This is a genomic window from candidate division KSB1 bacterium (assembly GCA_034506255.1).
GTDB classification, from domain to species: domain Bacteria; phylum Zhuqueibacterota; class Zhuqueibacteria; order Zhuqueibacterales; family Zhuqueibacteraceae; genus Coneutiohabitans; species Coneutiohabitans thermophilus.
Genome location: JAPDPX010000003.1, coordinates 488607 through 501884, shown reverse-complemented (window position 1 = coordinate 501884; position 13278 = coordinate 488607). Strand labels below are relative to the sequence as shown.

The 13278-nt window shown below is 62.4% G+C and carries 8 protein-coding genes; all 8 read right to left on the bottom strand.

What is annotated here, in order from left to right; translation table 11 throughout:
• Positions 1 to 47: 47 nt before the first annotated feature.
• The 8 genes from aroA to ONB52_08130 all read right to left on the bottom strand — a co-directional run bounded on the left by aroA (position 48) and on the right by ONB52_08130 (position 13229).
• Positions 48 to 1325, bottom strand: a complete 1278-nt coding sequence (aroA, locus tag ONB52_08165; GenBank protein MDZ7416125.1) for a 3-phosphoshikimate 1-carboxyvinyltransferase — start codon at positions 1323 to 1325, stop codon at positions 48 to 50.
• Between the two features lie 1276 nt (positions 1326 to 2601).
• Positions 2602 to 3825 (bottom strand): MFS transporter, encoded by a 1224-nt coding sequence (locus ONB52_08160; GenBank protein MDZ7416124.1) that lies wholly within the window; start codon positions 3823 to 3825, stop codon positions 2602 to 2604.
• Entirely contained in the window at positions 3822 to 4673 is an 852-nt protein-coding gene (locus tag ONB52_08155; protein MDZ7416123.1) for an alpha/beta hydrolase, read from the bottom strand. The genes ONB52_08160 and ONB52_08155 overlap by 4 nt, the downstream gene beginning before the upstream one ends.
• Positions 4674 to 4718: 45 nt before the next feature.
• The gene (locus tag ONB52_08150) at positions 4719 to 6245 is read right to left on the bottom strand and encodes a long-chain fatty acid--CoA ligase (GenBank protein MDZ7416122.1); all 1527 of its coding nucleotides are present in this window, start codon (positions 6243 to 6245) and stop codon (positions 4719 to 4721) included.
• Positions 6246 to 6376: 131 nt separating this feature from the next.
• Entirely contained in the window at positions 6377 to 7462 is a 1086-nt protein-coding gene (locus ONB52_08145; protein ID MDZ7416121.1) for a 3-oxoacyl-ACP synthase, read from the bottom strand.
• A 368-nt stretch (positions 7463 to 7830) separates the two neighbouring features.
• Complete coding sequence (locus tag ONB52_08140; protein ID MDZ7416120.1) at positions 7831 to 9351, bottom strand: long-chain fatty acid--CoA ligase; 1521 nt, start codon at positions 9349 to 9351, stop codon at positions 7831 to 7833.
• A gap of 14 nt (positions 9352 to 9365) precedes the next feature.
• Positions 9366 to 10097 (bottom strand): 3-oxoacyl-ACP reductase FabG, encoded by a 732-nt coding sequence (gene fabG, locus ONB52_08135; protein MDZ7416119.1) that lies wholly within the window; start codon positions 10095 to 10097, stop codon positions 9366 to 9368.
• Positions 10098 to 10739: 642 nt separating this feature from the next.
• Positions 10740 to 13229: a TonB-dependent receptor gene (locus ONB52_08130; protein ID MDZ7416118.1), complete on the bottom strand. Its 2490-nt coding sequence runs from the start codon at positions 13227 to 13229 to the stop codon at positions 10740 to 10742.
• Positions 13230 to 13278: the final 49 nt, after the last annotated feature.

The window sequence follows — 13278 nt, the reverse complement described above, 5'->3', positions numbered from 1 at the left end:
GTTTGTGGCGCCGCCGCTGTCCGGAAGCAGTCGTGCACTGCCCGTCCTCACCGGCAATGGCGGCGCAACAGCTCGAAGAAGCCGGGGAAGGAAATATCCACACATTCTGCATGCTGGATGGTGACGGGCGCGGTTGCGATCAACCCGGCAATCGCAAAGGCCATGGCCATGCGGTGATCACCGTGGGGGTCGATCATTGCGCCCTGCAACCGCACCGGCCCGGTGATGATCAAACCATCCGGTAATTCCTCCACTTTTGCACCCATCGCCCGCAAGTTGCCCGTCAGCACCGCCAGACGATCACTCTCTTTCACCCGCAATTCCTGCGCGCCGGTGATGACGGTTTGTCCCTCCGCCTGAGTCGCCAGCACGGCCAGTGTGGGAATCTCATCGATCAATTGCGGAATTTGCTGCGGCGTGATGGTCACCGCCTGCAGGAGACTGTGCCGGGCACGCATATTTGCCACCGGCTCGCCGCCGCGGTCGGTTTGATCCTCGAGGTCGATGGCCGCACCCATTTGCCGCAGCACGTGCAGCATGCCAATGCGCGTGGGATTGACGTTGATGTTGTCCAGTATCAAATCGCCATTGGGCAGGAGGGTCGCGGCGGCGAGCAAAAATGCCGCGGAGGAGAAATCACCGGGCACCGTGATGCTCGCCGGCTGCAGACTGCTGCGCCGAATCGTCACGGCATGGTCTGTCACCTGCACCGCCGCGCCCATCGCGGCCAGCAGGCGCTCGCTGTGATCCCGCGTCGGCAGCGGCTCCAGCACCGTCGTCTCGCCCGCGGCTTGCAATCCTGCGAACAAGATGCAACTCTTCACCTGCGCGGAGGCGACCGGCATCTCATAGCGGATGCCCGTCAGGCTGCCGCCGTGGATGGTGAGCGGCGCAGTGCCGGCAGGCGAGGCCGCGAGGCGGGCGCCCATGCGCTGCAGGGGTTCAATGATTCTCTGCATCGGCCGGCGATTGAGCGAGGCATCGCCATAGATGCGGGTGGTGAAGGGCCGGCCCGCCAGCAGCCCGCTGAGCAGGCGCATGGTGGTGCCGGAATTGCCGGCATCGAGGGCCTGCATGGCGGGCTGCAAACCGGAGAACCCCCGGCCGCGAATGCGGACGGTGTCGCCTTCCGTTTGCATCGCAACCGCGAGTTGTTGCAGGCATTGCCGCGTGCTGTTCACATCCGCGCCCGGGGAGAGGCCGGCAATGCGGCTTTCGCCCTGCGCCACTGCGGCCAGCATCAACGCGCGATGTGAAATGGATTTGTCGCCGGGGACGCTCAGCCGCCCGGTGAGGGATTGGACAGGATTGAGGGTGAGATTCATTTGCGCAGATGACTTTCTTTCTATTTGCCTGATCGTCTCGCGCCAAGTCACCGGGAAACCCGCAGGATTCTGTTTTGCGGCTTTGCGACTCGGCGTTTCAAAAACCTGCGCAGGCGGGAAAGTTTTAGATCGTCCGACTCAAGCGTACATGGCCACATGACTGTTCTTTGCATCTGATGAACTCCGACAGGAGTGAGATGTTTATGGCCAAGTGCCGTTCGCCGAAATGGAACCCTCTCGGGGTGACATGTGCATCGTGCCTCCTCATTGATCTCCTCTTGAATTGAATGCAAACGCTGTTACATGTCACTCCCAAAGGAGTTTGAAGTTGGCGGTGTTGACAATTACTCTAGACGTTTCACCCCTGGCGGGGTTGGGCCGTTCGCCATCACGTTAGGCCAAGTGGCTCTCCGCAGAGAAGGCACGGAACTGATTTTGCGATTCTTTTCATCTTGTTGCCGCAAAATGTACGCAAAATTCGGATGATCCAAGTTTTTCCCGGAGAGACTCCATAACCAGACCTCTCGTCTGCAAACTTGTGCAGGCAAGATGCCGACGCTACCAAACCGACGCGGGCGGGAGGGATGGTTTTTCCAGGGTGACACCATACAGCCATCTCCGCCGGCACAACCTAAGCAAATCCAGCGTGCAGCGCAATTGTGATTTTGCGGGGGAAGATCGCGGGCTGCCAGCCGGCAGGCAGATCAAACAAAGCAAACAACTCTCACGCCGGGACCGCGGCGAGTTTATTGCGGCAGTTGCCCAACATCAGGCTGCCGCACCGCAGCAATCACACCGGCCGCCAGGTTTTCCCCCGTGCTCCTGGCCGGTTTCATGGTTTAAAAATCTTAGCAGTAACCGTTCACGACTTGGCCGCTGCATTCCTGCCGGGAGCATCCGCAGGATCGCAGGATAAAGCCACGGTCAAATCGTGCGGAACGGTTACTCTTTGCGCAATCCCCCCGGCTTCGTGTCCTTGTGTGTGCTGGCTTTGGGATTTTATCGCTGCACAAAGGTTGGCAGCATGGGACAGCCGGTCTGCGCTGCCTGTGTGCGCACAGCCTGTGTTGTCACTCAGGAGAAGTCCTTTCGAGCTGAGGCGGCTTCCCGGGTCTAAAGAGCTGCCTGCAGCATCCCATGCTCACCCGGGCGCTGTTGGGGAGCTGTACCGCCGTGCGCTGGGTGCGGCGGTTCCAAGCCTGTTTTTCGGGTTGCGCGAGACCGGGCGGCTGCCTGCCGCTGGTTCCGCCAGGCGGGCAGGCGCGGGTGGGTGCGTTCAACCTTCTTCGACAAAATCGAGGTTGCGGCCGTGCGTTTCACTCATGTTGTACAGCGCCCAAAAGGCGAGTAGAAAAACCACGCCGCCGATGGCGAGGGTGCTGGGGATCAAGCCGAGCTGGTGGCGCGTGGCATCGAGCACCGTGGTCATCGGTACCACCATGGCACGCACGAAATTGGGCACGGAGGTGGTCACCGTGGCGCGAATGTTGGTGCCGAACTGCTCCGCGGCCATGGTAATGAACACCGTCCAGTAACCCTGGCCCAGGCCGATGATGAAAATCGGCACAAGAAAAGCGAGAGCGGAGACGCGGCGCAGGCTGAGCACGGTCACGATCAGCGCGGCCATCAGCAGAAAACAGCCCCACACCACCCGTTTGCGGCTTTTGATCATTTCACTGATGACACCTGTCAGCGCACTGCCGATCGCGAGTCCGACGGCCTGCCAGCGCAGCGTTTCCGCCGCCGGCACCAGCCGGTGCAACGCGAGCGCCTGGCTGAATTCCTGCGAGAAGGTGACCAGGATGCCGGAAACATACCAGATCGGCACGCCCACCGCCACCACCCCGAGATATTTGAGCAAAGCACGCCGGGAGCGCAGGAGCAGCAGGGCGTTGCCCATTTCGCGGCCGCTGCTTTTTTGCGCAGCGAACATTTCCGACTCGCGCAGACTGAGAAAGCGGCCAAGCAGGACAACCAGGCCCATCAGGCCGCCAACCAGGTAGGCGGTGCGCCAGTGAAAAGCGCTGCCCACGAAAGAAGCGGTGAGCGCGCCCACCAGCCCCAGGAACGACACCACGGTGGTGCCGTAACCGCGGTACCTTGCCGGCAGAATTTCCGAAACCAGGGTGATGCCGGCGCCAAACTCGCCGGCCAGACCGATTCCGGCAAGCAGGCGGAGCAGGGCGTAATCGGCGAGGCCCTGCACGAAGGCGTTGGCAATATTGGCGAGTGAATACATGGCGATGGTGGCCAGCAGCGCCAGCCGGCGGCCGAATTTGTCACCGATGATGCCCCACCCCACCCCGCCGAGGAGCATGCCGATCATTTGCAGGTTGAGCAGCAAAATCCCTTTGGAGGTGAGGGCATCACCGCTCAGCCCCAGGTCGGTGAGGCTGGCGACGCGGACGACACCGAACAGCACGATATCGTAGAGATCGACGAAATAGCCGAGCGCGGCGGCCATGACCGCAAGCACGGGGGCGGATTGTTGCGTTTTCATAGGGTCGCGAGCGGTTGGTTGAATGTTTGCGGTGAAGAGGGCAAGGCTTCCACCGGGGCGAGCAGGAAATCGAGGACGACCTGGTTGAAGCGGCGGCTGTGTTCATAAAAGAAGAGATGCCGGCCTTCGAAGGTCACCAGTTGCGCGTGGCGGATTTTTTCGCGCAGGGCCGCGGCATTGGCGAGCGGCACGATTTCATCATCACGGCCGAAGCACAGCAGGGTGGGCGCCGTGATCTTTTGCGCGCAGCGTTCGCCGTGATAGGCATTGCCGGCAAGCAGTTGGCGGTAATAGGCGAATTCCGGCTGCGGATGTTCGAGGCGCCATTGCGTCAGGCGTTCGAGCTCTTCGGCGTGCCGGGCGATATAATCCGCCGAGAAGCTGAGCGGATAGGCATCCTGCAGGCGCTCCAGGCGGGTGCGGCCGTGGGGCCGGATCAGCCGGCTGAGGATTTCACCGTTGGGCCCAATCTGGCACTGGCCGCCAAGCGAGGTGGCAACCAACACCAGTTTGCGCACGCGCTCCGGCCAGCCGCCCGCCAGTTGTTGCGCCACAAAACCACCCAGGGAGGCTCCCAGCACGAAGGCGCGCGGCACATTCAGGGCATCCAACAGCGCCAGCATGTCCTGCGCAAAGAGCCGGACCGAATAGGGATGGTCGGGTTTGTCGGAGCGGCCGCTGCCTCGCAATTCCGGCATGATGAGGTGAAAATGGCGGCTCAAGCGCTCGACGTTGTGCTGCCACAGCCAGGTGCCGGCGCCCAAACCGGGAATCAGCAGCAGCGGCTCACCCTGGCCGCGCTGCTCGACGTGCAAATTGATGCCATTGACATCGAGTTGACCATCCAAGAGGGTTTCACCTTTCCCAACCACTGCCGCAGGGCACCGCCGGTTTCAGGGGCCTGGTTGCAGCTTCTTCTTGTCGATCTTGCCGATTGCTGTTTTGGGCAATGCGGCGAGGAATTCGAAGGAGCGCGGGATTTTGTATTTCGCCAGTCGCGTCCGGAGAAATGCCAGCAGTTCCTGTTCACTCACCTGCCTGCCCGCCTTCAGGACGAGGAAGGCCTTGCCGACCTCGCCCCAGGTCTCATCCGGCACGCCGATCACCGCCGCCTCCGCCACGGCGGGATGGGCATGCAAGGCACTCTCCACCTCCGCAGGGTAAACATTTTCGCCACCGCTGATGAACATGTCCTTGCTGCGGCCGATAATGTAGAAACAGCCCTCCTCATCCTGGCGCGCCAGATCGCCGGTGTGCAGCCAGCCGTCGCGCAGCACGGCGGCGGTTTCTTCCGGCTTGCGCCAGTAGCCGGCCATGACATGCGGCCCGCGAATCAACAGTTCGCCGGCCTCCTGTGCGGCACAGCGGCTGCCATCGGGCCGCACGATTTTCATGTCGATGTGAAAGAGCGGGAACCCCACCGCGCCGGGTTTGCGACGCACCTGTGGCGGCGGCAGCCAGAAATTGTTGCCCGCGGCCTCCGTCAGACCGTAGCCTGTTTTGAAATCGACGCCCTTGTCCCAGAATTTCTGCATCACCGGCAGAGGGCAGGAGGCGCCACCACTGATGACCAGCTTCAGGCGGGAGAAATCCGCCTGCTGCCAGCGCGGATGCTGCTGCAGCATGATGAACATCGTCGGCACGCCGACATAGAGGGTAATGGCGCCACTTTCCACCAAATCGAAGGTTTCGTCGACTTCGAAACCACGGCACAGGATGGTGCGGCCGCCGACGTGCACCAGCGGCAGCATGAAAATGTTCGGCCCGCCGATGTGAAACAGGGGAAGCTGCAGCGCGGCGCAATCCGCCGCGGTCAGCCCCCAGCTCGTCACCGTGTTGATGCTGTTCCAGGTCATGTTGCCGTGGGTGAGCACCGCGCCCTTGGGAAGGCCGGTGGTGCCGCCGGTGTAGAAGATGGCCCAGGCATCATCGCTGTGCAGCTGCGCGGGATCGGGCAAAATGTCGGCGTACTGCTCGCGTTCGTGGAAGCCGCGTTCGCCGGCCGCCGGCTCGCCCAGCGCCACGATCGTGGTGTTGCCCAGCGCCGGCCGCAGCTCCTCCACTTGCAGCCGCCACTCCGGCGAATAGCACAGCACTTTGGCCTCCGCTTCGGCGAGCAAAACGCGCAGTTCGAACACGGTCAGCCGCCAGTTGAGGTTGTGCAGAATCGCGCCGATCTTGCCGCAGGCGAACAGCAAATCGAGATAGGCCGGGCAATTGGAGGCATACACCGAGACGCGGTCACCCGGTTGCACGCCCAGGGCGCGCAGAAAATTGGCGGTGCGGTTGGCCTGCGCGTTCCACTCGGCAAAAGTCAACTGCCGGCCGCTGGCGCGATCCAGCAGCGCCGGCTGCTCCGGCGTCAAACACGCCCGCTTGTGCAGCCAGTCCGTAACATAGGTTGAGGGTTGTATCGGCATGACAGCCGCACTCCATGTCTTTGGTTTTTTGCAGCCGCCGGTCCTCCGGGAATGCGCCGATCCGGCGGCACCGGCGTTTCTCGAACGCCGCGTCGCGTGCGAGCTTGCCGGGTGCGGATACTCGCGCTCACTCACAGCGGGCCCCAGCGCACGCAGGCCGCGCCCCACACGTAGCCGATGCCCGCGCCCACCATCACCATCAAATCCCCGTCCCGCAGCCGGCCCTGCTTCTCGCCTTCGCGGATGGCGATGATATTGTCCTGCTCCCCGATATGACCATACTCCGCCAGATAAACCGACTGCGTTTCCTGCAGGCCGAGGTGCTGCAGCATTTCGCGATGCGCCGAGGGTTTGACCAGGATCATGTTGAGAAAACCGATGTCGCGACGGGTCAATGTCCGGCCCACGAGCCGGCTGCTCTTGCGCAGCGCCTCGTCGATGCAAGTGAGCCAGTTGTGCATGGAAACTTCGTTCAGACGGTTCTTCATCGCTTCGGGCTCGACCAGGTCGAAATAAAAGCGGCCGGCGGCCACTGCCGCGTCGCTGGGATGTTCCCGCGTGCCGCTGGCAGGCACGATGACATGCCGGCTCATCGAACCATCGCTGAGGAGATGGGCGCCCAGCACGCGATTGCGCGGCCAGTGCTTGCGCAGCAGCAGGGCACCGGCGCCGGCGCCGAGATTGAACAGAAACGAGGTGCGGGGGTTTTTGAAATTGACGAAGCGGCTGACGTTGTAGCCGCCGGCGATCAGCACGGTGTGCAGGCTGTCGTCACAGGCCATCAGATCGCAGGCGATTTTAATGGCGGCAATGGTGGTGCAGCAGCGCATGTGCAAATCGATTGCCCACGCCCGGGGGGCGCCCAGACGGTGGGCGAGATCGATGCCGGCGGTCCACATCGCGTATTCCTTCCACTCCTCGGTGGTGCAGAGCACCAGGTCGATTTCGCTGGCGGGAATGGCGGCGCGGGCCAGGCAGTCACGCGCGGCGGCCAGCGCCATGTCGTTGGGATGATCATCGGCGCCGGCGATGTACTTTTTGTGAATGCCGAGCTTGTCGCGCACCACCCACTCCGGCAGGCCGCTTTGTGCGGCAATGTCGGCGGCGGTGAGGAAACCGGCGGGCAGGTGCATGCCGGCACTGACGATGCCCACGGGGACGGTACCGGCAGGCGCTGCAGGCAGCGCGCTCGCAGCGTTGTTGAAAGACTGACTCATGTGGCAGATCAGCAGATACCAACAAAAATCAGCGGGGATCGGCGTTCATCTGTGTCCCCCGAAACTACGAAAATGCCTGTCGGCAGACAGGCTGTCTGCGCTGCCTCCCCTTTTTGATCGGCGGCGGCCTGGCCGTGGCACTCCTGCAGAGAGCCTCCACAGGATCGCAGGACAAAGCTGCGGCCAAACCGTGGCAGAACGATTATTCTTTGCAAAGCCCCTGCGGCTTCGCGTCCTTGCCCGCTTTGGTTTGGGATTGTATCGTTTCGCAAAAGTTGGCAGCATTGGCTCGCCCGCCTGCAGGCAGACGGGATGCCGACCTTTCCGGTCAGCATCGCGAAGCCGGCAAGCGGCCTCGCCACATCCGGTCAGGCGCTCTCTTCACGCAGGACGGACTTGAGCAGTTTGCCGGCAGCGGAAACCGGCAGGTGCTCACGAAAAACGATGGTTCGGGGTACTTTATAGCCGGCGAGTTGATCCCGCAGAAAGTGCAACAACTCCTCCGCTGTCACCGCCGCGCCTGATTTCCGCACCACGAACGCCCGGCCCACCTGCCCCCATTTCTCATCGGGCACGCCGATCACTGCACACTGTGCCACCGCAGGATGGCGGTACAAGGCGGCTTCGATTTCAGCAGGATAAACGTTTTCGCCACCGCTGATGAACATGTCTTTCAGGCGATCGACGATGAAAAAATAGCCCTCGTCATCGACATAGGCAAGATCGCCGGTGTGAAAGTAGCCGTCGGCATCGAAGGCGGCGGCGGTGGCGACAGGATCGCCGAAATAGCCGGTCATCGCCGTGGGGCCGCGCAACACCAGTTCGCCGATTTTGCCGGGCGGCAGCGGGGTATTGTCCGCCGGAGCACGAATCGCGGCATCGACGAAGAAATTCGGTTTGCCGATCGAGCCGGCCTTGCGCTCGGCGTCCTCCGCCGCCAGGGAAAACACGCCGGGGCCGAATTCCGTCATGCCGAAGCCCTGGCGAAACACCACCCCCTTCTCCTGTTGATAGCGGCGAATCAACGGCACCGGCATGGGCGCGCCGCCGCTCATGCAGTAGCGCAGCGAAGTGAGATCGGCCGCCGGCCAGTTGGGCGCCTCGCTGAGCATCTGAAACACCGTGGGCACACCGCCAAAGAGGGTGACGTGCTCCTGCGCGATGAGCGCGAGCGTGCGCCCGGCCTCGAATTTTTTGGTTTGCACCACCGTGCCGCCCTGCAACAAAATCGGCAGGGAAAAGGCGAACAGGCCACCGACATGAAACAGGGGAAAGATGTTGAGAAAGATGTCACTGCCCCGCACGTCGGCGAGCATGGAATTGATCATGTTCCACACGATCTGGCGGTGGCTGATCTGTGCCGCCTTGGGCCGGCCGGTGGTGCCGCCGGTGAACAGCAGACAGGCGGTGTCGGATTCGGTGAGTGTCTCGCAGGTCACGGGGGTCACCCCGCCCGCCGGCACAGGGAACCATTGCGTTGCACCCGCATCGAAGGCGATCACAGCTGGCAGGCCGGGCCGGCCCTGCCATTGTTGCACCAGCGACGACATCGGCTCTTCACGGGCATGAAACAGCAGGCGCGGTGTGATGAGCCGGAGCTGCTCTTCCAACTCCCGGCTGTGCAGACGCCAGTTCAGCGGCGCGAAGATTGCGCCGAGCTTGCCACAGGCGAAAAAGGCGTCGTAGAAATGAATGCCATCGTGCGCCAGCATGGCGACGCGATCGCCCTTGCCCACGCCCTGCTCGCGCAACCAGCACGCCAGCCGCTCGGCGCGCTGATTGAGCTGCGCATAGGTGTAGCGCCGTGCCGGCGTGTGGCTCACCGCGATGAGCGCAACCTTCTCCGGCGTGTAGACACAGCGCCGGCCGAGATAATCACCGATGTACATGTGCCAGACCCTGCTTATGCCACCAGGCCGCCGTCCACCGAAATGACTGCGCCCGTGATGAAACTCGCCTCTTCGGAGGCCAGGAAGAGATAAACATTGGCGACTTCCCGGGGATCACCCAGCCGGCGCAGCGGTGTCTTCTCGCGCAGGGCGGTGAGCACTTTTTCCGGGACGGTTTGCATCATCTCCGTGGCGATGAAGCCCGGCGCCACGGCATTCACGCGGATGTTTTTGGGGCCCAGCTCGCGGGCCCACACTTTGGTCATGCCGATGACGCCCGCCTTGCTGGCAACATAGTTGCTTTGCCCGAAATTGCCATACAACCCCACCACCGAGGCGGCATTGAGAATCACGCCACCGCCAGCCTGGTTTTCCATCATGCGCGCGGCAGCCTGGCCGCAGAGAAACACGCCGGTGAGATTGACGGCGATGACGCGCTGCCACTGCTCCGGGGTCATTTTCACCAGCCGGGCATCCTGCAGAATGCCGGCGTTGTTGACAAGCACATCGAGCCGGCCATGACGGGCCTGCACGCGCTCGAACAGTTGCTGCACTTCGACCGCTTCGGCGACATTGACCTTCTCGAATTCGGCGCCCGCCAGACGGGCAGCCACCGCCCGGCCGGCCTCTTCATTAACGTCAACAATGATCACCTTCGCCCCTTCGCGGTGGAAGGTTTCCGCCGTCACCCGGCCGATGCCGCTGGCGCCGCCGGTGAGGAGTGCAATTTTGTTTTCAAGACGCATGCTTTTTCCCTGCCTTGCCAAGACAAACGTTCGAGAGTGGCCCTGTTCCTTCCCTCAAAGCCGGCTTGCAAACACCGAATCGTGGCGAGTGCGGCATCCCAACCTCACCGTCTTTGCCGATCAGATGACAGTCCCACCCCTCCGGGTTGCGGCTTCGAGCTGGGCCACTGGTGAAAATTTCATGCAACGCCCCGGTCATTGCTGCGTGCCGGAGGAGAGCTGCTGCCTGATCCGATGAAGTGCACCCCGCCCGCCGCCATGCAGCAAGGCCTCGCGTCGTGCGGAGGGCCCCTTCTGCTCCCGGGAAATCGGGCCGGGCCTGGCGAGGATGCCCGCAGCAAGACAGGGAGCGGGAACACCTCCGTCAAAAAATAATTCCCCACGAACGTGTGGCGCAACGCAGACCTCCCTGTCTGCAGACAGGATATCCGCGCTGCCTCTCCACACGAAACTGAGGCATGACGTCAAACACAAGTTACAAGCGCCTGCTGGTCAGGAGGTCATCGCGTTGCCGATGATGACAACCCATGCCGGACCGGTGCGGCATACAGCATCCGGGGCAGCCATGTTGTTGGGAGAAGCGCCCGGCGCATGGCGGGGCGCTTCTCCCACAACATGACAGCCGGATTCCTGCGCGCGGATTCAGAATGCGTACTTCAGCTCGGCGGCGAACAGCCTGCCGATGGGGGGTGAAGCCACGAATTCGCGCACTTTCGCATCGAAAAGATTGGTGATGTGGCCGGCGATGGTGAAGTCCGGGGTGAAACGCCAGCCGGCGCTGAGATCAACATTGACGAAGCCGCCGAGTGGGCCTTCGTTGAAATCGCGGCCGACGCGCCGGCCTTCGATCACCGGCTCGCCGTTGTAGATCAACGCGCGGTTGGTTTTGGCGGCGACATTGATGCCGGAGAAGAAATCATACTCATCCACCCAGCGCACGAACAGCGAGCCAAAGTACTTCGGCTGGCTCAGCGTCAGGCCGCCGGAGGCCTTGTGCTTGGGGGTGTTGATCGGCAGGTCGCTCTCGTTGACCCGGCCGTCCTTGTTGCCGTCGTTTTTGAGATCGGAATTGTCGAGAGCGAAATCGAAGAAGGAGTAGTTGAGCGACAGGGTCAGGTTGTTGCGCAGGTAGTAATTCACCCCGAGATCGAAACCAAAAGTGTTGACGTCACCAAAATTGAGATAGGTGAGCACGAAGGGCGAGCCGGTCGCCGGCGTGCCGGGGATCACCTGGCTCATCGGCGTGTTGCCGCGATGGGTGACCGTGCGGCCGTTGGTGGCGATGTTGATGGTGGGGCTGATGAAATTTTTGGAGAAATTGTAGTAGCCATTGGCATCGAGATAGAGCTTGCCCGCGAGCACGCCCTTGTAGCCGGCCTCGAGGGTTTGAATGGTTTCCACCTCGAGTTTGGGGATCTTGGTGCCGTCGCTGAGGGTGAAGCCCTCGCCGTTGCCGAGCAGCAAGCCGCCGAAGATGTTGGCACTGAGGTTGAGGATCGAGGGCGCGGCAATGCCCTTGCCGTAGGTCAGGCGCCAGGTGCCGTTGCCCTGGCTCACCAGCACCCCGCCCTTGGGGATGAAGTTGAAGCCGTAGAGTTCATGATCGTCGGCGCGGCCGGCCAGCACAACCTTCAGACCCTCCACCAGGGGTTTTTCCACCTGGGCGTAGAAGCCGTACTGGTCGAGCTCGATGGTGCCGCCGTTGTCGAGCAGATAGGTGCCCTTGCTGCTCGCCATGTCACGCTGCCACTGCACCCCGCCAATCACGGTGAAACCGGCCCAGGTGTTGTTGTATTGCAGCTCGGCATTGAGCCGGCGGGAATCGTCAATAAACAGCGCGCCGCGATTGAGCGCCACGCCCGCAGTCTGCGTGCCGACCCACTGCTCGCGATAGGAGCGCTGCCGCGCCACCGACTCGCTAAAGCCGGCATTGATGAAACTGCGATAGTTTTGTGTGCGCTGGTTGATGGCGTAGGTGCTGTCGGTGCGGCTCCAGGTGTGATAAACCTGTGCGAACAGCCGCGGGGAAACGTAACGGCCCTGCACGAAAAACAGCCGCCAGTCGCGAATCTGGTTGCGGCCGGCGTTGGTCACGCCCAGATTGTTGCTGTTGCTGCCGCCGGCGGAAAACACCAGGTCGGTGCCGGGCTCGAGGGTGTAGTAGAGCGCGCCCTCGCCGCGCAGCGAGTTGAACTCGCGGTCGAGGTCGAGCTCGGGGTAGGGCCGGCCGGCGATGTAAACCGAATCGATGAAAGCAAACTCTTCGCCGCGGCTGTATTCCCCGCTGATTTTGTAGGCAAATTTTTCATTGACGACGTTGGCATGGCGGAAGCGGCCGCTCACCACACTCTGGTTGCCGCCTCCCACGGCCACGCTGGTGCCGGGATAACTGCGCGGGTCCTTGGTGATGGTGTTGACCAGGCCGTTGTGGGCGTTGGGGCCATAGAGCGCCGCGGCCGGTCCGAGAATCAACTCGACCCGTTCGATGTCCTCCTTCACCGTGGTGCTGAGCGCGCCGAACGGCAGGCTGGTGGCAATGAGCGTGGAAAGGCGCGCATCGTTCATCTGCAGGTTCTTGGCATTGAAAGCGCTGTTGAAGCCGCGAATGTTCAAGCCGGTGCCGACCACACCCGAGCGCACGTAATCCACGCCCTTCTGCCGGCCCGCCAGTTCGCCGGGATTGAAGGCGGGAAATTCATCGATGCCGCGGGCATTGATCACCGCGACGGTGGCCGGCGCCTCGGTGAGTTTTTCCGCGCGGCGCGAGGCACTGATGATCACCGCATCCGCCAGCAGACTGCTTTCTTCCAGGTCGAAATTCACCGTCGTCGTGGCACCGGCCGTCACGGTCACCTCCTGTGCCGCCTGCTGATAACCCATGAAAGTGGCGCGCAGGGTGTGCGTGCCCGCCGGCACATTGCTGATGGTGAAATTGCCATTGACATCCGCGGTGGCGCCGCGGCTGGTGCCGGTGATCACAATGTTGGCACCCGGCAGCGCATTGCCGCCTTTGGCCTTCACACTGCCGGAGATCGTTCCGGTTTGCGCCAGCGCCAGCGGGGCGAGACACAACAGCGCCGCCATCCCGCCACGCAGCGCGCGGCTGATCGCTTGAAGCCGTTCTTTCCTCATGTTACCTCCCTTTGGTTGATCACAACAGAACGAATTGAAAGGTGAGCAT

Coding starts and splice junctions, on each gene's coding strand:
- ONB52_08160 (MDZ7416124.1), bottom strand. CDS start 3,825: ATGAAAACGCAACAATCCGCCCCCGTGCTTGCGGTCATGGCCGCCGCG.
- ONB52_08130 (MDZ7416118.1), bottom strand. CDS start 13,229: ATGAGGAAAGAACGGCTTCAAGCGATCAGCCGCGCGCTGCGTGGCGGG.
- ONB52_08150 (MDZ7416122.1), bottom strand. CDS start 6,245: ATGCCGATACAACCCTCAACCTATGTTACGGACTGGCTGCACAAGCGG.
- fabG (MDZ7416119.1), bottom strand. CDS start 10,097: ATGCGTCTTGAAAACAAAATTGCACTCCTCACCGGCGGCGCCAGCGGC.
- ONB52_08145 (MDZ7416121.1), bottom strand. CDS start 7,462: ATGAGTCAGTCTTTCAACAACGCTGCGAGCGCGCTGCCTGCAGCGCCT.
- aroA (MDZ7416125.1), bottom strand. CDS start 1,325: ATGAATCTCACCCTCAATCCTGTCCAATCCCTCACCGGGCGGCTGAGC.
- ONB52_08140 (MDZ7416120.1), bottom strand. CDS start 9,351: ATGTACATCGGTGATTATCTCGGCCGGCGCTGTGTCTACACGCCGGAG.